This is a genomic window from Lysinibacillus sp. CTST325, from assembly GCF_054665055.1.
This window is the reverse complement of sequence record NZ_BAAFHO010000004.1, coordinates 71,740-96,476: the sequence shown is the minus strand read 5'-3', so window position 1 is coordinate 96,476 and position 24,737 is coordinate 71,740. Positions and strand designations below refer to the sequence as shown.

General features: G+C 37.0%; 17 protein-coding genes. 15 read left to right on the top strand and 2 right to left on the bottom strand.

What is annotated here, in order from left to right:
- Positions 1 to 54: 54 nt before the first annotated feature.
- The 9 genes from ACYQ73_RS12090 to ACYQ73_RS12050 all read left to right on the top strand — a co-directional run bounded on the left by ACYQ73_RS12090 (position 55) and on the right by ACYQ73_RS12050 (position 10,700).
- On the top strand, positions 55 to 714 hold the full coding sequence (locus ACYQ73_RS12090) for an S-layer homology domain-containing protein (RefSeq protein ID WP_460012727.1): 660 nt from the start codon (positions 55 to 57) through the stop codon (positions 712 to 714).
- 310 nt (positions 715 to 1,024) lie between these two features.
- Positions 1,025 to 2,107, top strand: a complete 1,083-nt coding sequence (locus ACYQ73_RS12085) for a CAP and S-layer homology domain-containing protein (RefSeq protein WP_460012726.1) — start codon at positions 1,025 to 1,027, stop codon at positions 2,105 to 2,107.
- Positions 2,108 to 2,147: 40 nt separating this feature from the next.
- Positions 2,148 to 2,495 carry a hypothetical protein gene (locus tag ACYQ73_RS12080; RefSeq protein WP_460012725.1) on the top strand — a complete coding sequence of 116 codons (348 nt, stop codon included), beginning with the start codon at positions 2,148 to 2,150 and terminating at the stop codon, positions 2,493 to 2,495.
- Positions 2,492 to 2,683 carry a hypothetical protein gene (locus ACYQ73_RS12075; protein ID WP_460012724.1) on the top strand — a complete coding sequence of 64 codons (192 nt, stop codon included), beginning with the start codon at positions 2,492 to 2,494 and terminating at the stop codon, positions 2,681 to 2,683. The genes ACYQ73_RS12080 and ACYQ73_RS12075 overlap by 4 nt, the downstream gene beginning before the upstream one ends.
- Positions 2,658 to 3,137: a hypothetical protein gene (locus tag ACYQ73_RS12070; RefSeq protein ID WP_460012723.1), complete on the top strand. Its 480-nt coding sequence runs from the start codon at positions 2,658 to 2,660 to the stop codon at positions 3,135 to 3,137. The genes ACYQ73_RS12075 and ACYQ73_RS12070 overlap by 26 nt, the downstream gene beginning before the upstream one ends.
- A gap of 241 nt (positions 3,138 to 3,378) precedes the next feature.
- Positions 3,379 to 4,302: a C40 family peptidase gene (locus ACYQ73_RS12065; RefSeq protein WP_460012722.1), complete on the top strand. Its 924-nt coding sequence runs from the start codon at positions 3,379 to 3,381 to the stop codon at positions 4,300 to 4,302.
- 301 nt (positions 4,303 to 4,603) lie between these two features.
- Complete coding sequence (locus ACYQ73_RS12060; RefSeq protein ID WP_460012721.1) at positions 4,604 to 6,445, top strand: N-acetylmuramoyl-L-alanine amidase; 1,842 nt, start codon at positions 4,604 to 4,606, stop codon at positions 6,443 to 6,445.
- Between the two features lie 177 nt (positions 6,446 to 6,622).
- Positions 6,623 to 8,584 carry an N-acetylmuramoyl-L-alanine amidase gene (locus ACYQ73_RS12055; RefSeq protein ID WP_460012720.1) on the top strand — a complete coding sequence of 654 codons (1,962 nt, stop codon included), beginning with the start codon at positions 6,623 to 6,625 and terminating at the stop codon, positions 8,582 to 8,584.
- Between the two features lie 202 nt (positions 8,585 to 8,786).
- On the top strand, positions 8,787 to 10,700 hold the full coding sequence (locus ACYQ73_RS12050; RefSeq protein WP_460012719.1) for an N-acetylmuramoyl-L-alanine amidase: 1,914 nt from the start codon (positions 8,787 to 8,789) through the stop codon (positions 10,698 to 10,700).
- A gap of 298 nt (positions 10,701 to 10,998) precedes the next feature.
- On the opposite strand, the gene ACYQ73_RS12045 is transcribed toward ACYQ73_RS12050, so the two are convergent.
- A complete protein-coding gene (locus ACYQ73_RS12045; RefSeq protein ID WP_460012718.1) occupies positions 10,999 to 12,924 on the bottom strand; it encodes an S-layer homology domain-containing protein in 1,926 nt (641 codons plus the stop codon).
- 434 nt (positions 12,925 to 13,358) lie between these two features.
- Between ACYQ73_RS12045 and ACYQ73_RS12040 the strand changes: the two genes are divergently transcribed.
- Positions 13,359 to 14,642 carry an oligosaccharide repeat unit polymerase gene (locus tag ACYQ73_RS12040; protein ID WP_460012717.1) on the top strand — a complete coding sequence of 428 codons (1,284 nt, stop codon included), beginning with the start codon at positions 13,359 to 13,361 and terminating at the stop codon, positions 14,640 to 14,642.
- Between the two features lie 254 nt (positions 14,643 to 14,896).
- Here ACYQ73_RS12040 and ACYQ73_RS12035 read toward each other — a convergent pair whose 3' ends face one another.
- Positions 14,897 to 17,053 (bottom strand): S-layer homology domain-containing protein, encoded by a 2,157-nt coding sequence (locus ACYQ73_RS12035; RefSeq protein WP_460012716.1) that lies wholly within the window; start codon positions 17,051 to 17,053, stop codon positions 14,897 to 14,899.
- A gap of 237 nt (positions 17,054 to 17,290) precedes the next feature.
- On the opposite strand from ACYQ73_RS12035, the gene ACYQ73_RS12030 reads away from it, so the two are divergent.
- The 5 genes from ACYQ73_RS12030 to ACYQ73_RS12010 all read left to right on the top strand — a co-directional run bounded on the left by ACYQ73_RS12030 (position 17,291) and on the right by ACYQ73_RS12010 (position 24,734).
- Positions 17,291 to 19,552, top strand: coding sequence for an S-layer homology domain-containing protein (locus tag ACYQ73_RS12030; protein WP_460012715.1), 2,262 nt, complete (start codon positions 17,291 to 17,293; stop codon positions 19,550 to 19,552).
- A 392-nt stretch (positions 19,553 to 19,944) separates the two neighbouring features.
- Positions 19,945 to 21,090 (top strand): polysaccharide pyruvyl transferase family protein, encoded by a 1,146-nt coding sequence (locus ACYQ73_RS12025; RefSeq protein WP_460012714.1) that lies wholly within the window; start codon positions 19,945 to 19,947, stop codon positions 21,088 to 21,090.
- Positions 21,087 to 22,187, top strand: a complete 1,101-nt coding sequence (locus tag ACYQ73_RS12020) for a glycosyltransferase (protein ID WP_460012713.1) — start codon at positions 21,087 to 21,089, stop codon at positions 22,185 to 22,187. Before ACYQ73_RS12025 ends, ACYQ73_RS12020 begins: the two co-directional genes overlap by 4 nt.
- Entirely contained in the window at positions 22,184 to 23,719 is a 1,536-nt protein-coding gene (murJ, locus tag ACYQ73_RS12015) for a murein biosynthesis integral membrane protein MurJ (RefSeq protein WP_460012712.1), read from the top strand. The genes ACYQ73_RS12020 and murJ overlap by 4 nt, the downstream gene beginning before the upstream one ends.
- 418 nt (positions 23,720 to 24,137) lie before the next feature.
- Entirely contained in the window at positions 24,138 to 24,734 is a 597-nt protein-coding gene (locus ACYQ73_RS12010; RefSeq protein WP_460012711.1) for a TetR/AcrR family transcriptional regulator, read from the top strand.
- The last annotated feature ends 3 nt before the right edge of the window (positions 24,735 to 24,737 follow it).

Genomic DNA, 24,737 nt, shown 5'->3' with positions numbered 1-24,737 from the left:
AGAGAGGGCAAGTCCCTCTTTTCTTTCTTTATAATAAGGAAAGGAAGCGTTAATTTGTCGACTAAGAAGGTACATAAAGCATGGGCTTTTGCAACCGCAGCAGTAGTTGTTCCCTGTGTTGCAGCCATGCCTGCAGAAGCAGCTGCAATGCCATTTACAGATATAAAAAATAGTGGAAGCGAAGCAGAACTATACAAGGCAGTTAGTGAATTATATAGCCAGGGAATTGTATTTGGGACAACATCGACTACGTTTAGTCCTTATCAAAATTTAACACGAGGGGAAGCGGCATACTTTTTGGCTGAAGCTCTAAAATTGGAGACAAAAAATGTAGTAAATCCTGGCTTCAGTGATGTACCGACCTCTCATAAATATTACGGGCATATTGCCGCGCTTGCTGAAAAGGGTATTATCCAAAAAGGTACAAATTATAATCCAGATCAATTTATTAAACGAAGTCAAATGGCAAAGATATTGACACTTGGATTTAATTTACAACAGGCAACAACATTATCTGCATCTTTTTTAGATTTTACGAAAGATAATGAAACTAATAAGTACATTCAAACGTTATTAAATTATGAGATTACACAAGGAACTAGCGCGACGACATTTTCACCCTATACAGATGTTCGACGCGGTCAAATGGCTTTATTCCTATACCGCACTTTGCAAAAAACTGAAGACGATTTCTATATTATTAGCGTTGAATAAACGCGAAGACTCACTCTTAGGTTATTTTCAATCTTAGAGTGGTTTTTTTGAAATACTAAAGGTAAAATTAGGTAATAATGGGATGTGAGTATCTAATAACTAAAGTCGGGTGTGAGGACCAGTCGACCTTTAAACTGCAAATTAGAACGGTGATATCGCTTTTATTCCGCGTCGTGTAGCCCATGAGGGAAATCAAACATGAGTATCCTGAAATGGATGCAATCCCTATTTTGGTCGTTAGGAAAACATGTGGTGGCAAATTTGTTCCATTAGGGTACTATACATAATTTAAATGAAGGAGGAGGTAGCTATGTTTAAAAAAGTATCTAGTGTTGTTGGCATGTCTCTTATTTTGCTGACTACATCATATGCTGTGCCTCTGACAAACACATCTGAAGAAGTATTGGCAGCTAATATTGCAAAGGATGTTTCACAAACACATTGGGCAAAAAGCTCAATAGAACATATGCTAGAAAAGCATTATATGACAAATTATCAAGATGGCTTCTTTAAACCAGAACAACCGATTACTAGGGCAGAAGCTGCAGCTGCAATTGCTCGTTCTATGAAGCTAAAACTGGATACCGATTACACTCCTAATTTTACAGACTTATCAACCAATCATCCGTACTATAAAGAAATTTGTGCCCTAGTGGAATTAGGGATATTACAAAATGGTGATTGCTTCAACCCTGATGCACCTTTACAGCGTGCACAAATTGCCAAAATGTTAACGCTCGCGTATCAAATTGAAGTCGATTCCCAAAATCATAGTAAGTTTAGCGATGTTAATGCAGGACATTGGGCAAAAGACTATATTGAATCACTTGCAGATGTTGGTGTTATTAAAGGGATCAACGCACAGCAATTTGCACCAAATCGATTGGTAACACGTGCGCAATTTGCTTCTTTGGTTGAAAGAAGTCTCGACTTTACAACGAAGGTAACAAATCTCGAGGTAGCCTACGACTATTTATCCAAATCCTATATTCCGACAAAAAATTATTCATCAACCATGTCTAATGATGTAATACGTTTAGTCAACGTCGAACGACAAAAAAGAAAGCTACAACCCCTTAACTATGATGCAGCTTTAACACAAATTGCCGTTATTAAGGCACAAGATATGGTGAACCGACATTATTTTGAACACGAATCACCTTACTACGGAATGCCATGGGATTTGGCAACATTATTCGATTATCCATACACGAGCTTAGGAGAGAATATAGGAAGAAAAATTCCAACACCCGAAGCTGCCGTCAAAGCATGGATGGCTTCACCAGCACATCGTGAAAATATTTTACGAGAAAATTACACAAATACCGGGGTAGCGATTGCAGTAGATAGCAATGGATATTACTATTGGGTGCAGTTATTTTCTAGTCAATAACCTGTGCGAAGCGGGATGAAGGAATACCCGCGGAGCGAAGATGAGCGAATACTCGCGGAGCAGAGGTGAATACCCGCGGAGCAGGGTCGAATATCCGCGGAGCAGAGGTGAATACCCGCGGAGCAGAGGTGAATACCCGCGGAGCAGGGTCGAATATCCGCGGAGCAGGTGCAAATCCCCGCGGAGCAGAGGCAAATCCCCGCGGAGCAGAAGCGAATACCCGCGGAGCAGAGGCAAATCCCCGCGAAGCAGGTGCGAATATCCGCGAAGCAGGTGCGAATACCCGCGGAGCAGGGGAGAATATCCGCGAAGCAGGTGCGAATACTCGCGAAGCAGAGGAGAATCCCCGCGGAGCGAAGATGGGAAAATACTCGCGAAGCAGAGATGAATCCCCGCGAAGCAGAGGCAAATACCTGCGAAGCAGAGGAGAATACCCGCGGAGCAGAGGCAAATCTCCGCGAAGCAGGTGCAAATACCCGCGGAGCAGAGGCAAATACCCGCGAAGCAGGTGCAGATACCCGCGGAGCAGAGTCAAATCCCCGCGGAGCAGGTGCGAATACTCGCGGGCAGAGATGAATCCCCGCGAAGCAGGTGCGAATACTCGCGAAGCAGAGGAGAATCCCCGCGAAGCAGTGACGATACCCGCGAAGCAGAGGCAAATACCCGCGAAGTAGAGGAGAATACCCGCGGAACAGAGGTAAATACCCGCGGAGCAGAGGAGAATACCCGCGGAGCAGAGGCAAATCCCCGCGGAGCAGGTGCAGATACCCGCGGAGCAGGTGCAAACCCCCGCGGAGCAGGGGAGAATATCCGCGAAGCAGGTGCGAATACTCGCGAAGCAGAGATGAATACCCGCGGAGCAGAGACAAATACCCGCGAAGCCAGGTGCAAATACCCGCGAAGCAGGTGCGAATACCCACGCGAACCAAGAGAAATACCCGCGAAAGGTGATCAACTACCACGCGAACACCTTCCATCATTAAACAGAAAATTGGATCGAAAATGCTCGTATCCAACTGTTAAAAATTGAAATTGCACTAAATCTTGTAATCTATTGTGACAAAGCGTAGCGAATATTACAGGAATGTTACAAAAATCCCGATTATCCATTATTTAATACCCATAATTTAGCGCTGATAAACCACGAAACGTTGGTATATCAGTGTTTTTTTGTGCTCTCAAAACCGTTACACAATTGAAAAGTTAAAATAGCATCTTTTATGATAGTCTATTTATAGGCAAAAAAGTTCTGAGAGGGGAATACCGAATATATGAAAAAGAAATGGTTATTACCGATTTTTGCATCTTTCATGTTATTTACAACAACTCAAATAGATAAAGCTGAAGCAGCCACAACATCTGATGTAACTGATACAGCGTCAAAATATTTAGGTGTTCCATATCTTTATGGAGGTACAACTACTAAAGGGCTCGATTGCTCAGGATATACAACTAAAGTATTTGCAGATTTAGGTGTTGAATTAAACCGTACTTCAGGCTCGCAATATCAACAAGGTACTGCGGTAGCAAAGAGTGATATTCAAGTTGGAGATTTATTATTCTTCAATACTAGTGGTAAAGGTGTCTCGCATGTAGCTATTTACATGGGTGACGGGAAAATGATCCATTCACAAACAGGTAAAGGTGTTAGTTACTCAAATGTAGATGATCCTTATTATTGGGGTTCTCGTTACATCGGTGCTAAACGTGTAGCAACATTTGATAGTGAACAAGCAGAAGCTGTTAAAGAAGAAGTAAAGGACGCTGCGATTGACTTTACAGTTTATGCTTCTCGTGCTGAAGTGGCAGTGCAAATTGCTAAAGCACTTAACTTGGATACATCCGATAAAAATACGAATTTTACAGACGTAAAACCAACAAATGAACATGCTGGTGCAATTGCTGCTGTATCGAAGTTAGGTATCTTTGCTGGTGATGGTAGTGGCAAATTTAATCCATCTTCACCGATAACACGTGCTCAAATCTCGAAAGTATTAGTACATGCCTTCGAATTAAAGCAACAAGGCGATGTTGTAACATTTGCTGATGCTCCTGCAAATCATTGGGCAAATGAATTTATTTCAATTCTTGCTTCAAATGGTATTGCAGAAGGTATTGGAAATGGTAACTTCGGTTACGATGAGATGTTAAAAATTTCTCAACTTCAAACATTTATTGCACGCGCACAAAAATAACAATAATAATCAAATTCCGTATTACTTAGACAAGGGCTACGTTTAAAGTAATACATTGCAAGGAAGTTCTTTTATATAAGTATAAATTGAGGAGAGTTTGCACTTGCAGGCTCTCTTCTTTTTATGAAATTTACCAAAAATAGGAGTGATGCCTAGAAAACAGCTGATTAGTTACATTCGTATGATAGTTTTGTCTATGCAATTTTGCTAGAATGGACACGAGAACAGGAAGGGAGGAAATAAGACATTGAACCTCAAAAAAGTCAGTCTTATATTATGCGTCTTATTCATTTCAGCTTCTATGTTTACAATACATAGTGCCCAAGCAAGTGGTGGGTTTGTAGATGTTCCTAAAGATCAAGAAGCGTATGAAGAAATCAATTATTTAGTTAGTTTAGGTGTTATTAAAGGATATACGGAAAACGGCAAAACGTATTATAAACCTTATAATAACGTAACACGTGGACAAGTTGCCAAAATGGCTGTAATTGCTTCAGGTAACAAGCCACTAGTTGTCAATAAATCAAGCTTCTCCGATGTAACAGTCGGCACAGAGCTTTCAGGCTATGTAGAACGCGCTATACAGCTTGGCCTATTTAAAACAAATACTCAGGGTAAATTCTTACCGGATAAACCTTTAACTCGTGATGAAATGAGTTATGTATTAACAAAAGCCTTTAAACTTGATACAAGTGAATATCAAAATATCGATTCTCCTTTTGTGGACGTAGGGATTACTCATCCGTATGTTACATTTGTGAATACGATTTACTATAATGGTATTACAAAGGGAACGGGTCAAAATTATTATCCAAATAACCAAGTGACACGTGCGCAGTTTGCATTATTTATAGCGCGTGCGAAAAGTGAAAAGTATCGTTTAGAGTTACCAGTTAAAGGAGTAGGTGTACCTGATACAACACAGGTCATTGGCTTAGTTTCTGTAACAACTGACGGATTAAATATTCGTAAATCAAAAGATTCTTCATCTACTACTAATGTAGTAGGTACAGTAAACAAAGGTGGTAAACTATCAGTCTATGCAGTTGAAGGGGACTGGTTAAAGGTTACTTATAAAGGTGCATTTGCTTATATTTATAAAACGTATGCACAGTTTTTAGATGCTGACGGTAACGCATTAGGGAATGTCCAAAAGCAAGTTACTGCAACACAGAATTTAAATGTTTACGTAAAATCAACTTCTTCATCAAAAGTTATTACAACAGTTAATAGCAAAACAAAATTACCAGTTTATAAGACAGTAAGTGGCTACCATCTAACTGTAGTAAACGGTATACCAGGCTATGTCGTGGCAAATAGTACAGAGGACGTTGAAGTAGAAAAACCTTCTACTCCAGATCCAACTCCACCTACAGTTTCTGGTGATGTACTAGGTCGAGTGACGGTTGACAGTTTAAATATTCGCAAAGAAGCTAACTCTACTTCTACGGTACTAGGTAAGCTGAAAAAAGGCGAATATATTCAAGTAAACAGTATTAGCGGCTATTGGGCACAAGTTACTTATCAAGGTCAAAAAGGGTATGTCCATAAATCTTATATAAAGCTACTAAATCAAAGTGGTAATCCGTTGAAAAATCGAATTATCATTCTTGATCCAGGTCATGGTGGTAAGGACCCTGGAACTGTTGTAGGTTCTTATTCCGAAAAAGCTATCACATTAAAAGTCGGCACACTTGTGAAGCAAAAGCTAGAGGCTGCAGGTGCGAAGGTATATATGACTCGAACAGGGGATACGTATCCGTCATTACAAGACCGCGTTGACTTTACAAATGCTAATTACGGTGAAATTTTCGTAAGTATTCATGTTAACTCAGCAACAAATACTTCTGCACTAGGTACTGAAACATATTATGCAATTTCAACAGGCGATATGTATCAAGAAGACATTGATCTTGCGACATTTGTAAATAATCAAATCGTTAATAACTTAAATATGAAAAATCGTGGTGTTAAAGAGCAACAATACTACGTAATTCGCAACACGATTATTCCAGCGATTTTAGTCGAGCTAGGCTTCCTAACAAATAGCGAAGACCGCGGTAAAATGACGAATGATCAATATGTTGAGTTATTCGCTGATTCTATCTACAAAGGTATTTCACAATACTACGCAAAAAAATAATAAAAAAGGGCTGCATTGTTCAATATGAACGATGTAGCTCTTTTTGTTTGATGCTTTAAATACTATGGTAAATTCTATTATTTAGAATTTAAGTGTAACACTTTCATCTATTTGATAGTTTTACCTGTGAGATTTTGTTAATATAAATGGTAGAACAAGAAGGGAGGAAATAAGACATTGTATCTCAAAAAAATTAGTCTTATATTATGCGTCCTTTTCGTTTCTGCTTCAATATTTACAATAAATAGTGCACAAGCAAAAGGCGGTTTTGTAGATGTTACGAACAAGGATGACGCATATGAAGAAATCAATTATTTAGTTAATTTAGGTGTTATTAAAGGGTATACAGAAAAGGGCAAAACGTATTATAAACCTAACAACACCGTAACGCGTGGACAAGTTGCCAAAATGGTTGTTGTTGCATCGGGTAACAAGCCACTAGCTGTCAATAAATCAAACTTCTCAGATGTAGCAGTCGGCACAGAGCTTTCAGGCTATGTGGAACGCGCTGTACAGCTTGGCTACTTTAAAACAAATATCAAGGGACAGTTTTTACCAAACAAACCTTTAACTCGTGATGAAATGAGTTATGTATTAACAAAAGCGTTTAAGCTTGATACAAGCAATTATGAAAACATCGATTCTCCTTTTGTAGACGTGGGCATTAATAATCCGTACGTTTCATACGTGAATACGATTTACTATAATGGTATTACAAAGGGAAGTAATCAAAAATATAATCCAAATGAACAAGTGACACGTAAACAGTTCGCGTTATTTGTAGCGCGTGCGAAAGAAGAAAAATATCGCTTAGATATCCCTGTTAAAGGTGTAGCTGCACCTGATTCATCACAGGTCATTGGCTTAGTTTCTGCAACAACTGACGGATTAAATATTCGTAAATCAAAAGATTCTTCATCTACTGTTAATATTGTAGGAACTGTCAATAAAGGTGGAAAACTATCAGTATATGCAATTGAGGGAGATTGGTTAAAAGTTTCCTATAAAGATACCTTTGCTTATATTTATAAAACGTATGCACAGTTTTTAGATGCAGATGGTAACGCATTAGGAAATGTCCAAAAGCAAGTTACGACAACACAAAATATGAATCTTTACGTAAAACCAACCTCTTCATCAAAGGTTATTTCAACTGTGAATAGTAAAGTGAATTTACCTGTATATAAGACAGTAAGTGGTTACCATCTAACTGTAGTGAATGGTGTACCAGGCTATATCGTGGCTAATAGTACAACGGACGTTGAAGTAGAAAAACCTTCTACTCCAGAACCAACTCCGACTCCAAAACCAGAGCCAAAACCAAAACCAGAACCAAAACCAGAACCAAAACCAGAACCAACTCCACCAACAGTTTCTGGGGATCTATTAGGTCGAGTGACAGTTGATAATTTAAATATCCGCCAAGAAGCTAACTCTACTTCTGCGGTAGTAAGTAAGCTGAAAAATGGCGAATATGTTCAAGTGAACAGTATTAACGGTTATTGGGCACAAGTGACTTATCAAGGTCAAAAAGGGTATGTCCATAAATCTTATATAAAGCTACTAAATCAAAATGGTAATCCGTTGAAAGATCGAATTATCATTCTTGATCCAGGTCATGGCGGTAAGGATCCTGGAACTGTTGTAGGGTCTAATTCCGAAAAAGCTATTACATTAAAGGTCAGCACACTTGTGAAGCAAAAGCTAGAGGCTGCAGGTGCGAAGGTATCTATCACTCGTACAGGGGATACGTATCCGTCATTACAAGACCGCGTTGACTTTACAAATGCTAATTACGGTGAAATCTTCGTAAGCATTCATGTAAACTCAGCAGCAAATACTTCTGCACAAGGTACTGAAACATATTATGCAATTTCAACAGGGGATATGTTTAAGGAAGATATTGATTTAGCGACTTTTGTAAACAATCAAATCGTTAATAACTTAAATATGAAAAATCGTGGTGTTAAAAAAGAACAATATTATGTTATTCGCAACACGATTATTCCAGCCATCTTAGTTGAGTTAGGCTTCCTAACAAATAGCGAAGACCGCGCTAAAATGACAGATGATCAATATGTTGAGTTATTCGCTGAATCTATCTACAAAGGAATTTTAGAATATTACTCAAAACAATAATAATGAAGAGCTACATCGTTCAATAGTAGGCGATGTAGCTCTTTTTGTTTGATTTAACTCTTTGCGCTTTAAATAGTATGATTATTGTAGAATTGAATTCTATTATTTGAAATTTCGATATAATAATTACATATGTGTAATAGTTTTACCTAGGAAATTTTGTTAATATTAATGGTAGAACAAGAAGGGAGGAAATAAGACATTGTATCTCAAGAAAATTAGTCTTATATTATGCGTCCTTTTCGTTTCTGCTTCAATATTTACAATACATAGTGCACAAGCAAAAGGCGGTTTTGTAGATGTTACGAACAAGGATGACGCATATGAAGAAATCAATTATTTAGTTAATTTAGGTGTTATTAAAGGATATACAGAAAAGGGCAAAACGTATTATAAACCTAACAACACCGTAACGCGTGGACAAGTTGCCAAAATGGTTGTTGTTGCATCGGGCAAAAAGCCACTAGTTGTGAATAAATCAAGCTTCACGGACGTAACAGCCGGCACGGAGCTTTCAGGCTATGTAGAACGTGCTGTACAGTCTGGTCTCTTTAAAACAAATACAAAGGGACAATTTTTACCAAACAAACCTTTAACTCGAGATGAAATGAGTTATGTGTTATCAAACGCGTTTAAGCTTGATACAAGTGAATATCAAAATATCGATTCTCCTTTTGTAGACGTAGGCATAACTCATCCGTACGTTTCATACGTGAATACGATTTACTATAATGGTATTACAAAAGGAAGCAATCAAAATTATAATCCAAATGAACAAGTGACACGTAAACAGTTCGCGTTATTTGTAGCGCGTGCAAAAGAAGAAAAATATCGTTTAGATATCCCTGTTAAAGATGTAGCTGCACCTGATTCATCACAGGTCATTGGTTTAATTTCTGCAACAGCTGACGGATTAAATATTCGTAAATCCAAGGATTCTTCATCTACTACTAATATAGTAGGTACAGTAAACAATGGTGGTAAACTATCAGTCTATGCAGTTGAGGGAGATTGGTTAAAAGTTTCCTATAAAGATACCTTTGCTTATATTTATAAAACGTATGCACAGTTTTTAGATGCAGATGGTAACGCATTAGGGAATGTCCAAAAGCAAGTTGCGACAACACAAAATATAAATCTTTACGCAAAACCAACTTCTTCATCAAAGGTAATTTCAACTGTGAATAGTAAAGTGCATTTACCTGTTTATAAGACGGTAAGTGGTTACCATCTAACTGTAGTGAACGGTGTACCAGGTTATATATTGGTTAATAGTACAGCGGACGTTGAAGTAGAAAAACCTTCTACTCCAGATCCAAAACCAGATCCAACTCCACCAACAGTTTCTGGTGATGTATTAGGTCGAGTGACGGTTGACAGTTTAAATATCCGCCAAGAAGCTAACTCTACTTCTGCGGTAGTAAGTAAGCTGAAAAAGGGCGAATATGTTCAAGTGAACAGTATTAACGGTTATTGGGCACAAGTTACCTATCAAGGTCAAAAAGGGTATGTCCATAAATCTTATTTAAAGCTATTAAATCAAAGTGGTAATCCGGTAAAAGATCGAATTATCATTATTGATCCAGGTCATGGTGGTAATGACCCAGGAACTAGTTACGGTAAAACTATTCTCGAAAAGGACATTACATTAAAGGTTAGTACTATTGTCAAGAACAAACTGGAGGCTGCAGGGGCAAAGGTATTGATGCCTCGTACTGGAGATACGTTCTCTCCGCCACAAAAACATATTGACTTTGCACATGATAATTACGGCGAAATCTTCGTAAGTATTCATGTGAACTCTGCAGCAAATACTTCTGCAAAAGGTACTGAGACATATTACGCTAAAACACCAGGTGATATGTATCAAGAAGATATTGAACTTGCAACATTTGTAAACAACCAAATTGTTAAAAACGTAAATATGAATGATCGTAAGGTCAGAGAAAATAATAATTACATCGTAGTTAAAAATACGAATATTCCAGCTATTCTAGTCGAGCTAGGCTTCCTATCAAATAGTGAAGACCGTGCTAAGTTGACTGATGATAAATATATTGAGTTATTTGCGGAATCTATCTACAAAGGAATTTTAGAATATTACTCAAAACAATAATAACGAAGAGCTACATCGTTTAAAAGTGAACGATGTAGCTCTTTTCGTTTGATTAGTAGTATTCAAAGGAATTTTATCAGCGCAAAAAAGCGATCTATCAGCGATTTGATATTTTAGCGGCGGAATTCCTGAGTTTAGCGGCGCAACGCACTTCTACCCGCAAAATCCACACGAGTCTACCGGCGAAACGAGCACTTTTACCGACGAAATCCCCAAGTCTACCAGTGATACAACACTTCTACCAACGATAAAAAACATCCCAATCGACGCACTAAAAAATCAACTTTCACCTTAGTAGTTATTTTGAATTTGCATTAAGTGTTCTATTTACGAATTGAGCAAAGTTTTGACGTGTTACGGTACCATTTGGTTTAAATGTATTATCGGCATAGCCTGTAGTGATGCCAAGTGCATATAAGGCTTGGACATCTTTATAATATGCATGAGATGTCGGCACATCTGAGAAAGTATTATTTGTGTAGCCTTGTAGCTTGAAGCCGTTGACAAGTGCTCGTGCCATGGCAGCGCGGGTCATTGGCTGGTGGGCATTGATTTTGCCATTTTCTACTGCAATAATGCCGTAGCGTAAGCCTGTTGCTAAAACAGCGTAGCCATAATCACCTGCTTTGATGTCACTTACATTTAAGGCAGCGGAGCTTGATACTGGAATTCCTAATGCGCGCAAAATCATTTCTGTTGCTTGTAGGCGAGTTAATGTACCCTGTGGATTAAATTTTCCATTAGTTCCTTTCACAATGCCTAGCGCATATAAGTTTTTAATATCATAATAGGCACCATTCGATGAAGATACATCTGGGAAGAATGGAGCGGAAGCAATTGTCGCTTTGTTGGAACCTTTTGCACGTGTGAGCGTTTTAATTTCTGCAATCGTTGCAAATTTTTCATCAGCATTTTTGCGATCATCGCGTCCTTCTGTAAAGGATGTACGTATTGTATATGTTCCGGCGGCTAAATTACCAGGCATAGAAATCTGATATTTTTCCGCATGGGTACTAATATCTTTTTGATCAGCATTGTCTGTTGTGGAATCAGCAGCAAGTCCTGGAATGTAACGTTCATGTCCATTACCTACAACTTTATCGTTTGCGTCTAAAATTTCTACTTTCAATGTACCGCGTGCAGGCACATTACCATTGTTTTTAACCGTTACAGTGGAGTAGAAAATAAATTTACCAGACGGTGCTACATAACTTTGCACCCCGTCAGAGTAAAGAGAAAGGTTATAACGGCGGGGCACGTAGCCATTATGTTTTTCGGCTACCCAATTTAAAGCATGCTTCATAAATACTTGTGCATCTTTGTCACCATTAGTTGTTATATAAGCAGCACCATTTTCGTTATCCTGCCAATCTGCTTTATCATTAATATTTATATAGTCATAGATTTTGAATCCAATTTGAACAACTCTGCCTTTGCCGTATTCGATTGCATGGGCTGCGCCAAATTCATTTTTTTTCATTGTTTTAGGTTTGTCTGTGTAATTGTAATCTGAGAAATATAAAATAGGTGTTGCAGATCCACCTCGCCAAGGCTTCATGACTTCTACCCAATCACGGCCTGTTTTTGTTAGATTAAGCTTACTTTTGCCAAGCTCTTTTGTTGTATTTTGAATAATTGGATGAACAGTATTTATATTGCTTATTGTAGTATTTCCTAACACAATATCGTCAATAAAACGGGAATTAAAGACTTCAGTTAAATTATCCCACTCCATTACCCAAGAATCGACATCGTAGATCAATGGAGAGAGATCCATTTGACCGAGTTTAGGGAATTTTGTAGATTCATTACGGGCTGTTTGGAAGGCAAAAATTGCACCACCGCCATTTCGAACGTACATTTTGACATTTTCGCGTTGCTGATGATTCATCATAACTGTATAGGCCAAAACGATTGCATCATATTGACTTAAATTTTCTAAATTATTTAAGTCCTTCTCATAAATTTTCTCTACTTGGAAACCTTGTTGCTGATAGAGAAGAAAAGCTTTTAGTTCCTTATTATATGTGGAGCTATAGTCAACCTTTTCAGAAACACGTTTGCCATTAAATGTTCCACCAGGGTGTGTAGTATTGGCATATTTTTCACTACTTTCAGAGAAAACGACACCGATTTTCTGTGCAGCTTTAGCTTGTGAGGGTGCTAAAAAAACTACGAGCATAAAAGAGCATGCTAAGAGTAATGAAATGAATAATTTCTTCATTAAATCCACATCCTTATTTTTGTATTTTTCTTCAATTACGCGATTGCGTCCTGATTTTGAATTGTGCTTAAACCGTGAAATTTGCACTACTTATTTATCATACAACTAAATAATGGATAAAACATTAAAAATTGGTTGTCGTCGTATGGCGTTTTGAAATAGATTGTCGATTAATGTAAGGCTAAAAGGGTATTGTCAGAGCGAAGAAGAATAATTAATGGGGGAATTACGCAGTAGATTTCGGGTAAAAACTCGTAATTTAGGGAAAAAAGAAAAATATTGCATAATTTTATACAAAATCAATTCATTCCTTTCTATAAGTCTACCTGTATTTATGATATAATAACTCTTGTTTTGCTTAGTAAATAAAAGAATAAACAATTTTGATTCGCGATAGAGGAGGGCAATCACATCTTCTGAGATGTATGACATTTATGAATAAACTGAAACAAACTTTTGCAAAGGTCAACAAAATTGATACGTTTTCGCCGTATTTCTTTTTACCTTTTATATTAATGCTCTATTTCTTTACAAGTCTTTTTGATTTCCACCGATTTGAATTATTTAATTTACGAGTATCAATTTGGCCAGCAGTATTTTTAGCAGTAATATGCTATTACATTGGTGTGTATATTATTGATAAGTTACAATGGACAATCCCATCATTTGGTTTATCCTTCTTAGGGAAATATGTTGTTCATTTTATCGTATTTTTAACTTTACTTGGTTTAGTTGCATATGTATTAATGATGATTAAAGGTGGTGGATTAGGAATTTCTGATGAATCTAATCGACGTAACCTTGATCCAAAATTAAACTTCTTTGCTCAATTATTATGGTATGGCATTTTACTGTTATTATCATATAAAATGATTTTAGAAAAAAATATAACATGGAAAAAAACATTAATCTACGGCTCCATTTATGCTGCAGTAATGTTCTTATTCCTATTAATGGGTTACCGTACACCATTAATTATTATGTTATTTACTGGTATTATCATTTTCCATTACGTTGTAAAACGAGTGAAATTAACATGGTTCCTTACAGCTCTGTTTGTTATCGGAGTAGCGTTCTCAATGTTTGGCTTCCTTCGTGTTGTAACAGAGGATACAACGAAAGATTTTAATAGCCGTGAACAACCAGATGTAGAAATGACTGAAACAGAAAAGGAAAAACTGTTATCAGTAGAGCAGAAAGTTAACTTAACACCAAAATGGATTCGTTCAATAAATGGTGAGAGTGTAACAGGCCATATTGTTTTAAGTAAAATTATCGAATATACGCAGGAGGAAGGTTACCTAAATGGGGCAATCCATGGTGGTATCTTCAGTACAATTTTACCAGGTGAACAAGTTTCGCCACGTATGAAAGTAACGGAAGTTGTAAACTCTCTAGCCGAATCTGAAGGTAAATATATTACACGTCCTAACAGAACAACAACACCAACATTTATTGGTCAATTATTCTTAGACGGCGGTTATCTGCTTGTAGCGATAGGCTTCTTCTTATATGGTGTATTAATCTCATTAATTTATAATAAAGTGAAGCAAGGCGGTATTCGTACCTTCCATTCAGTAGCTTATGCATTTGTCATTACCGTATTTACAGTGTCTATGCATACAGGCTTACTTGATTTAATCTTTATTTTAATGCTTGGCTTTGTCATAATTGCATCAGCGATTATTAAAACAGATAAGAAAAAGCTTTCTTATTAACAATAATAGAGATGTCTCAAATATTATTTGAGGCATCTCTTTTTTATTAGGTGTTCCTATCAGTCAGTTGGCAGGTGAATGTCGTTATAATTCAGAAGTTAGGCGATAAAACAAGTGTTCCGATAAAATTATAAAGTTGGTTGACATTTTGTTACCCCTTGCTTTACCGAAATTTAATGTGACACCTTAACATTGCCATAATAGCTTTTCAACAACATAAAAAGTCGCCCTACGTTATAGGACGACTTCTTTTTTTATTTTACTGTATTGATCACTTGTACATAGTCTTTGCTAACGAAAGCTTTTCCTGTATACAGTTTATCAGAAAGGACCTCATACCAACCGTTTGTCGCAGAGCTTGTGATGATCACAGGCATACCACTTCGTGTATATGTGAATAGTGGGCTAAAGCTAGTAGCTGCGCCTGTACGAACGTTTAAGCCGTTTGTTGTTGTTATACCGATTGTGTATGGATTTTTGGCATCCTTAAAGCCTAACGCTTTTTCAGCACGGTAATAGTGTCCTGCAATTTTTGCACCCCAGAATGGATCAGAAGCGTATTTCACGTTAAAGCCAAGAGCTTTTGAACCTACTACTGCACCATTAGCAAAGTTTTTACCAGTTGAGCCCCCTGGAGTAATGTAGTTTGGCTGTAGGAATTTTTCAACAAGCTCATTGATATTGTCAGCTATACTATCAAACTTTTTGTTTAGTGGGTTCGTATCAGTCACGTACAAACCAAATAAGTTGTTTAAGTCTTGTGCCTGATCACTCATACCATAAGCACTCTCATGCTGAGCAAGTGCCAAAACAAGCATTGCGTTAATTTGAGATTTTTCTTCCACATCTTTCAATGTTTTCCCTAAACCTATTAACTTACTTTTCTTTGTAGCATCTTTATAACGGCTAACTCCTGTACTCTCAACCTCTGCTAGCTTATTCATTATATAAGCATCTAGTTCTTGTGCCGTATATTGTGTTTGGGCACGGGCAGGTAAAAATTGATAATAGTTATAGGCCTCGCCTTTAGAGGAGCCGTTGCCGTTTGTGAAATAAATACCGTCCCAGCTATAGTATTTTTCGTTTTGCTTCATAAATGAGGGCGCTTTTCCGAAAACATAGCTAGAAGAATATTTATTTGTGTTGTAATCGTAAAGTGTGTGTTTAATTTCACCATTTACATTTTCATAGTAAGAACGACCTTTGCTCATCGAAAATGGGATTAATGTAACATCAGCGTGTTTTAAGTAGCCGACTTGACCAGCTAATCGAACTTTTACTTGTGTTGCATCACTACTTAGGTATTCCATTTCTGTATTAGCCGCAACACCAAGCGAGTCATTAATTGTTTCAGATTTTAGTGCTACATAATTATTTGTAACAACATAGCCTGAAGACATTTTCACAATTTTATCACTTTGGACAATAACCTGAGTGTTTTTTGTCACAGCTTTTTCAGCAGCTTCGAAGGTAGAGAATCCTTGATTACCAACTAATGTGCCGTTTGAAATTTCCTTAATAGCATATTTAGAAGATTCGGTATTTGTATCGCCACCGTTAGTGTTACCACCGTTAGTGTTACCGCCGTTGGTGTTACCACCGTTAGTGTTACCACCGTTAGTGTTACCGCCGTTGGTGTTACCACCGTTAGTGTTACCACCGTTAGTGTTACCGCCGTTGGTGTTACCGCCGTTGGTGTTACCACCGTTAGTGTTACCGCCGTTAGTATTACCACCGGTAGTATTGCCGCCATTAGTGTTGCCACCGTTTGAATTACCACTGTTAGTATTACCATCGTTTGGCGCACTATCACCAGCAAGTTGCATTAAACGTAGAATAAACGAAGATGCTTGTCCAATAGTTGCATTTTTTTTAGGCATAAAGTAGCCATTTGCGCCTTGAATGATTCCTAGTTGTGCACCTATAGCTACCGCTTGACGGTAGTCTTTTAATATAGCTGCATTATCCTTAAAGGTAATAGTAGAAGTACCTTTAGGAATGTTTAAATAATTGATAGCTCTCTCAAGCATAACCGCCATATGCTGTCTTGAAATAGCGGCATTAGGCTTAAATGAACCATCTCCGTAGCCGGTAATAATCCCAGCTGAAGCAGCAAGTTTAATACCCTTTGCATGTACATATGTATCTGGGACATCTTTAAAGACTATGTCGCTTGTCGCTTCAAGATTCATGGCTTTAGCTAAATAAGAAGCAAACTCTCCGCGTGTCACATTGGCATCTGGACGATAACTTCCTTTTGCATCTTTTACTAATGCATTTTTGGAAATTAAATAACGAAGACCCTTCTCATGTGAATGCCCTGTTAGTTCGTCAGCAGATGCCAGGTGGGGTTGCCAAAGAAGCATGCCAATTACTGTCATGAGCAAAGCAATGATTGATAGTTTTTTCATATTTTACCCTCCTAGACTTCTACATCATTTTACCAAAGTTATAGAGTGACGATAAGGGTCAAATGTTAGAAAAATCATTAAATGAGACTATATAAATAGTTTTCATGACAATTCATATAAAACTAGAAAATAGCATAAATGTTCCATGGATATTTTGTCATATTTTTGATAGTGTTGTAGAGGTAAAACATGTGAAGGGAGAGTTGAAGGCTCCATTTTACTCAGGAGCGCAAAAAAATGAAAAAAATAGCGAAAAATTTACTAGTTTTAGTTGTATTATTGTCAATGGTTGTTAGTCCGTTAAATGCCTATGCTGCCCAAACGGTCAAAAAGGAATATAATTTATCACATGGTGTGCAGTATAAACAATATACATACAGCAGTACCAAAACAAATTCTATTAATCATCTTGCTATTAATGTAGACGAAACGACGGAAGTACAATTAGGTATGCCCGCAAATGTCAATGGCAGAGAATCGACAGTAGCAAATGCTAATCGTAATTCACGCGAGGGGAATCGTGTAGTTGGTGCTATTAATGCAAGTTTCTTTGATATGTCTGCAGGTTTCCCATTATTTTTACTAAGTAAAGATAATGTTATTTTAAACGGTGGTGCTGTTTCAAACGGCTCCGATGAATATATGAATGTCCCTACAGCTTTTGGTGTTTCTCCAGATGGCAGTGGTGTCATTGACTATTTTGATTTTAATGTAACCCTTTCTCACAAAGGTAAAGACTATAAAATGACAGGGATGAATCGTGCCCGTAATATATATGAAGGGATTGTTTACACACCACAATTTTATAGTAAAACAACAAATACAAATGAATATGGCTTTGAAATCGTAGTAGATACAGGAGCTCCGATTACTGAAAATAAATTTGGTCAAACATTGACAGGGAAAGTTACACAAATTACACCTTATGGATCAAAAGAAAAAATATCCATCCCTTCAACTGGCTTTGTCGTATCATTACAAGGTGGGGATTGGCACAGTAAGCTAGGCCAAATTGCAGTTGGAGATGAGTTGAGTGTTAACTTCGCTATTGATAAGCAATGGCAGGATGCAAAATTTATCATGGCAAGTGGTCCGTATTTAGTAAAAGATAATAAACCTTACATTATGATGAGCACATCTAGTAAGCGTGCAACAGAGGTTACAGCACGTACTATTGTGGCGACAAGTAATAATGGAAAAACAGTACACTTTATTACGGTTGATGGAAAACAGAAACATAGCGCAGGGATGAATATGGTTCAACTTGCGAACTATTTAGTGTCGCTTGGTGTTGATCGAGCAATTAACTTAGATGGTGGCGGCTCAACAACGATGGGTATTCGAAATCACGGTAATAATAATGTCGTATTAGCGAACCTACCTTTAAATGCAGGCAATGCGCAACGTCTTGTGTCCGCAACATTACAAGCTGTAAGTACGGCACCAACTGGCAAAGGCACACAAATTAAATATACGAATAGTACAAACAATGCAACTCTTTTAGCAGGTGCTTCGTCTAGTATAGCAGTACAATATATTTTAGATGAAAACTATAATGCGCTACCATTAGACGGTCATGTATCGCTAACTTCTGAGAATAATACTTTAAAAGTTAACGGCTTGAACTATACTTCAACGACAGCTGGCGATGATCGTATTTTCATCAACCACGATGGCACACCAGTGCAATCATTCCAAGTGAAAGTAGTAGATGCTCCAGCAACAATGAACATTGAACCAAAATCAAAAACAGTGGGCGCCGGCGAAACAGTCAAATTTACTATAGATGCAAAGGATGAAGGTGGCAAACCTCTAGTTTACAATGCATCACAGGTGAAATGGTCTGTAGAAGGTAATATCGGTACGATTACTAATGATGGTAAGTTTACAGCTAAAAATCCAGGTGCTACTGGTAAAGTAGTAGCGACTTTAGGAACAAAACGTGTAGAAGCTCCTGTAACTGTAGCAAAAGCTTCATTGTTTAAAGATATTCCAAGTAATTATGTGTACTATAAAGAAATTGAGTATTTAACAAAAAATAGTATTATTACAGGTCATCCAGATGGCACATTTAGACCAAATGACAAACTTACACGTGCACATGCAGCAGTTATTATTAGTCGCGCACTTGATTTAAAAACGTCAAACGTCAAAAATCCAGGCTTTAAAGATATTCCTGCGAATCACACTTATTATAAACAAATTGCAGCTGTAGTTGAGTCCGGTATTATGAGCGGTAAGGGCAATAATGTCTTTGATCCAGATGCTACTTTAACTCGTGCACAAATGGCGAAGGTTGTAGCATTAGCTTATAATCTAAAAGGAACAAGCAGCACTAACTTTAAAGATGTATCGAAGGATCATTGGGCATACCCATATGTTCAACAGTTAGCTGCAAACAAAATTACAACTGGTTATGGTGATAACACCTTTAAGCCAGATGAAGCGATTAGTCGCGCGCATTTCGGATTATTCCTTTATAGAGCAATTAATCAATAATAGTCGTCCTTAAAGAATGGCTTAGCATTTAAAAAATAGCAAACTAGTAGTATTACCTAGTTTGCTATTTTTCTCTTTTAAATAAAGGGTATAGATTGGGCAGTTAAGCTTGTATACAATGCAAATAGATATTGGATTGATATTTATTTATAACCATACAAGTTGATTAGCGAGTAGACTAAGCAACTCCTTGTGGCTTAGCGATTCATCGGACGCCCCCAGGAAAGCTCTCAGCCGCAACGGAAATCAACCTTACGTTATGTTGATGAGCAAATATATCACAAGATTAGTAGCGACTTTTGAAGCTCATCTTATATTTACTATTTTTAAAAGAACGTAAATGTGCAATTGTGGTATAATCTCAGTATTAAAAAGTAAAAGGATGTTTTTTAATGAAAATAGGCATTGTGGGGAATTACGGCAATGATAATAATGGTGATGAATCAATATTATACGGCATTCTTCAACAAGTAAAACAAACATTTTCGGTAACTAGTGATGACATTACCGTTTTTAGTAATAACACACAACAAACATCCGAACGTTATGGGGTACATAGCTATCCATTGTATTACAGGAAGAGTAATTTATTTAAAACGTTTATCCATACCTATAAAAACAATAAACAATATGTATCGACATTTGACCTCCTCATCATTGGTGGTGGTGGTATTTTAATGGATTTTTATAAACGTGAGGCTCACCTGTATGGAGCGTATGCAATGATGGCAAAACAAAGTAATGTTCCCTACATTATTTACGGATGTGGCGCAGGACCACTTGATACGATTTCTGGGAAAATTAGTATTCGCGCAATGTGTCGTTATGCAGCAAATATCTCTGTACGTGATCCCCAGTCTAAAAAGCTTTTGCAAAGTATTGGGGTGAAAAAACCAATAGATATTATTGGTGATCCTGCATTTACATTAAAAGGTGATCGTCAACATTACGCCGAAAAACCAATTAAAATAGGTGTATCAGCGGTTCCGTACTATAATGCAAACTATTGGCCAGAGGGCAATGTTGAAAAATATGATGCGTACGTTACAGGCATGGCAAAAAATTTAGATCATGTAATTTCTGAGCATAATGTCGAAATTACATTCTTTGCCACAAAATACCCGCAGGACGTCACTGTGACGAAAGATATTCAGAAAAAAATGCAACAACATGCACATACAAAAATTATTGATGAAAATTTGGTGCCGGAGCGATTACTTGATGTAACTGAGGAGCAGGATATTATTATCGGTACACGTCTGCACTCGCTTATTTTGGCAACAAATTCAGAAACTCCGATTATTGCGATATCCTATCATACAAAAGTACAGGATTTTATGTCCTTTGTGGGCGTATCAGATCGTTGCTTACAAATGCAGGATATTGAGGATGATGTGAAGGCTCTATCCACATTAGTTGGCAAACTAAGTAGCAATTGGGAACAGTCGATTGCAGAGACGAAACAAATTGCTACCCATATTCATAAAGAGGCCATGCGTGGTCAGGAATTAATGAAAAAGGCAGTGACACGTCTATGAAAAAAGTACTCGTCATTAGTAATATGTATCCAACATCTGATCATTTATCATTCGGTATTTTTGTGAAAAACCAAGTCACTGCTCTTGAAAAAGCAGGACTAGACGTAGATATATCTGTAAATACTAATCCGGCAACAGGTAAGAAGAACACCATTATGAAATATACAAAATGGGGTTTATCGACATTGATGAAAGGCTTAAAAAACAAAAAGTCTATTGATGTCACACATGCTCATTATGTGTTTCCATCTGGTATGCTGTCGCTCCTATTAAAGAAAATGTTTGGTATACCATTTATCGTTACAGCTCATGGTGGCGATATTGAGCGCATGGCGAAGAAGAACACAAGAATTCGCAATTGGACAGCGAGTATTTTACGTGAAAGTGAACATGTTATCGCAGTAGGTCCTGTCTTAGCTCAACAAATTGAACAAGATTTTGGGATTGAAAAAGGTAAAATCTCTGTCGTTAGCATGGGTGTGAATCGTGAGGTTTTCACCAAAGGAAATCAAGTAGCGGTGTGCAAAGAACTGCAATTAGCTACTGAGCCATTCAGATTTTTATTTGTAGGAAATGTTATAAAACAAAAAGGCGTTGAAGAGCTGTTACAGGCTTTCCAAATGCTAAAAACAAAAGTATCTCGGCCTTTAGAGTTAAATATTGTAGGTTCTAGAAGAGATCAAGCATTTTTCCAATCTTTGCAACCATTAATCAGTGAAGACGTCAAATTTATAGATCCACTAAAACAACAAGAACTAGTAAAGTGGTTCCAAGCAAGTGATGTCTTTGTATTACCATCCCATTTAGAAGGTTTTGGATTAGTAGCATTAGAGGCATTAGCGACAGATACACCTGTTATTGCTTCAAATGTAGGTGGACTTGTATCATTGCTTGGAGAAGGCGCAGGGCATTTAGTGGAGCCCGAAAATGCTATGGTTTTATCTGAGGAGATGCTGCGTGCCGTGAACACGCCAAAAGAACAATACATGAACCGTGAAGCGGTCGACGAAGTATTAGCCATTCACGATGAAAAAAATATAACAGCTCGCTGTATTGAGATTTATAAGTCGGCCATTGAAGGTGGGGATGGCCAATGAATAAGTTTATAAAAATAGTTGGGGCAGTTGCGATTATTAATGTCGTGGCCCGTGTATTCGGATTTTTACGTGAAATGATTATCGGATACCAATATGGTAGTAGCCACATTGCTGATAGTATTTTCACAGCTTACACAATTCCAAATTTTTTATATCTAGTCGTAGGTGGTGCATTTACTACTGCTGTTATCTCAATTTATAATCGAGAAACAACGGATCGTGCACTATTTGTTAAACAGTCCTTCACAATTGTCTTGTTAACGGTTTCAATCATGACAGTTCTAATGTTAGCGTTCACTAACCCAATTATGGAGATGTTTAACCAAAGTAAAGATAAAAAAACATTTAGTCAAAGTGAGCTAGATTTAGCTAAAAATCTATATTATTGGATGATGCCTTCGTCAATTTTACTTGTATTGTCCTCATGGTATAGTGGATTGCTAAACGCCAATCAAAAATTCCATTTGTCTAGCTTTGCCATTTTAATTTATAATGCAATCTTTTTAGTGATTGCTGTAGGTTTATCTAAAATTCCAAGCATCGACGCAATGGGATATGGTATTAGTGCATTAGTCAGTGCAGTAATAATGGTATATTTCCTAATTGTTGGATATCGTAAGTTGGATTCACATAAGGTTGGTTTTTCATTTGAACGAAATATTGCATCAAAGCAATTGTGGATAATGACTTTACCGATTATGCTCGGTGGCGCTACCATTCAAATTTATGCATTATTACAGCGTGTTTTTGCAGGAATGTTATCTGAAGGGGCAGTAGCTGCTGTAAACTATGCATCAAGGCTTATGCAATTCCCGCAAGCAATTTTAATTACAGCAGTAACGACAGTTATCTTTCCAATTTTGAGTCAAAAAGAAGCAGAGAATGACCTTACTTCCATTAAAAGCTTATACACAAAAGGGTTACATTATCTATTGTTGTTACTTTATCCTGTAACAGTCTACTCATATTTTTACGCAGAGAATCTTGTGCAGGTTGTTTATCAACGTGGTAATTTTGATGCAGCTTCAACTGCAATTACTACACCAGTACTGGCAATCTTCTGTTTATCGATGTATTTTTTAGCTGCAAACGGGTATATAACGCGTTTTTACTATGCAAAGGGTGACTCAATGGCACCGGTTATCTTTAGCTTAATAAATGTATTTGTTATTAACATTGCCGTTATTATGTTACTTGTCGATAAGTGTGGAGCAGAAGCAATTGCATGGGGTACATTAGTGAGTTCAGTAACAAACTTTATTATGCTGATTATTTATGCAGCCTATAAATATGACTTGAAAATGGGGATCTTTAGCAAAGAGCTTCAATTTTTCAGATCAGTTCCGCCAATGATTATTATCACGATTGTTTTGTATCTTTCAAGCGAGTTTTTAGTATTTGACAACATATGGCTAACTTTCATTGTAGGCCTTGTTATTTTTAGTGCAGTAGTTGTTGGCTCATACTTATTATTTGGCGTGAAGGAAGTAAAAGAATTTAGTGATAAACTAAAACGGAAATTTTTAAAATAATAGGGAAAAGTGGGTATCTTAGAAAGCATTGGATACCCATTTTTTTATTTTTCTTGCGTGTTGATATGCATATTGTTGCTCGATAAAGGGATTTTACTAAGATGCACCCATTTGGTCCCAGTGAAAAAACGAGTATCCTGTAGTGGATATCAGTGACCTCTAATTAAATCGAGTGGAAAAAAGGTCATTAACACACCTGCTTATTTTTACGTCTTTGGGAATAAAACCTCATTGGGCACTATAAGGTCTTGCTGCAAAAAAGTTGTTATATTTATAATATTTTATAGTGAAAAAATAGGAGCTGTATTATAATTAGTTTTATTAACAGTGGAATTTTTTATGAACATATGGATAAATTGGCATTATATAATGATGCCTAAAGGACTATGTCTACTACAAATTAGATAAGGTGGGAAGTATGGCAAGAGGTAGGAAGGTTAATTCAAATGGTGAACGAAGTAAACAATTATTGCTTGAAAAGGCTTTAGAGTTATTTTCTGAAAAAGGTTATCATAATACAAAGATTAGTGACGTTGTAAAAGCTGCTAATGTAACACAGCCAACTTTTTATTTATATTTTAAAAGTAAGGACTCTCTCTACAACGATCTGAATAAACGATTTCAGTATGGATTTGATGAAATTATGAGTAAACAATCAGATGAAGTTGAAGAGGGGTTAGAAGGCTTTGTTAGAGAGCTAAAGCAAAAAATACATATGTTATTCGTTTACATAATTGATAATCCTAAATTAACGAAAATTGGATTATTCGAATCAGAGCAGTCACTTATAATTAAATCTCGACTTACACAGCAATTTACTCACCTTATACATCGTTATGATTGTGCCCATATATTACAATCATATTGTGCAGACATAAACATAGTTGTAGATAGTTTTGTAGGGTCCTTAGAGCGTTTAATATTAACAAATTTACTTGAACAAAAAAAACAGCCATGCGAGTTAGCGAGCGACTTAATTCATTTATACTTTTTAAGAGAAGGAAATTATAAATAGCTC

Coding starts and splice junctions, on each gene's coding strand:
- ACYQ73_RS12030 (WP_460012715.1), top strand. CDS start 17,291: ATGAAAAAAATAGCGAAAAATTTACTAGTTTTAGTTGTATTATTGTCA.
- murJ (WP_460012712.1), top strand. CDS start 22,184: ATGAATAAGTTTATAAAAATAGTTGGGGCAGTTGCGATTATTAATGTC.
- ACYQ73_RS12060 (WP_460012721.1), top strand. CDS start 4,604: ATGTTTACAATACATAGTGCCCAAGCAAGTGGTGGGTTTGTAGATGTT.
- ACYQ73_RS12075 (WP_460012724.1), top strand. CDS start 2,492: ATGAATCCCCGCGAAGCAGAGGCAAATACCTGCGAAGCAGAGGAGAAT.
- ACYQ73_RS12085 (WP_460012726.1), top strand. CDS start 1,025: ATGTTTAAAAAAGTATCTAGTGTTGTTGGCATGTCTCTTATTTTGCTG.
- ACYQ73_RS12010 (WP_460012711.1), top strand. CDS start 24,138: ATGGCAAGAGGTAGGAAGGTTAATTCAAATGGTGAACGAAGTAAACAA.
- ACYQ73_RS12065 (WP_460012722.1), top strand. CDS start 3,379: ATGAAAAAGAAATGGTTATTACCGATTTTTGCATCTTTCATGTTATTT.
- ACYQ73_RS12040 (WP_460012717.1), top strand. CDS start 13,359: ATGAATAAACTGAAACAAACTTTTGCAAAGGTCAACAAAATTGATACG.
- ACYQ73_RS12025 (WP_460012714.1), top strand. CDS start 19,945: ATGAAAATAGGCATTGTGGGGAATTACGGCAATGATAATAATGGTGAT.
- ACYQ73_RS12020 (WP_460012713.1), top strand. CDS start 21,087: ATGAAAAAAGTACTCGTCATTAGTAATATGTATCCAACATCTGATCAT.
- ACYQ73_RS12080 (WP_460012725.1), top strand. CDS start 2,148: ATGAGCGAATACTCGCGGAGCAGAGGTGAATACCCGCGGAGCAGGGTC.
- ACYQ73_RS12035 (WP_460012716.1), bottom strand. CDS start 17,053: ATGAAAAAACTATCAATCATTGCTTTGCTCATGACAGTAATTGGCATG.
- ACYQ73_RS12045 (WP_460012718.1), bottom strand. CDS start 12,924: ATGAAGAAATTATTCATTTCATTACTCTTAGCATGCTCTTTTATGCTC.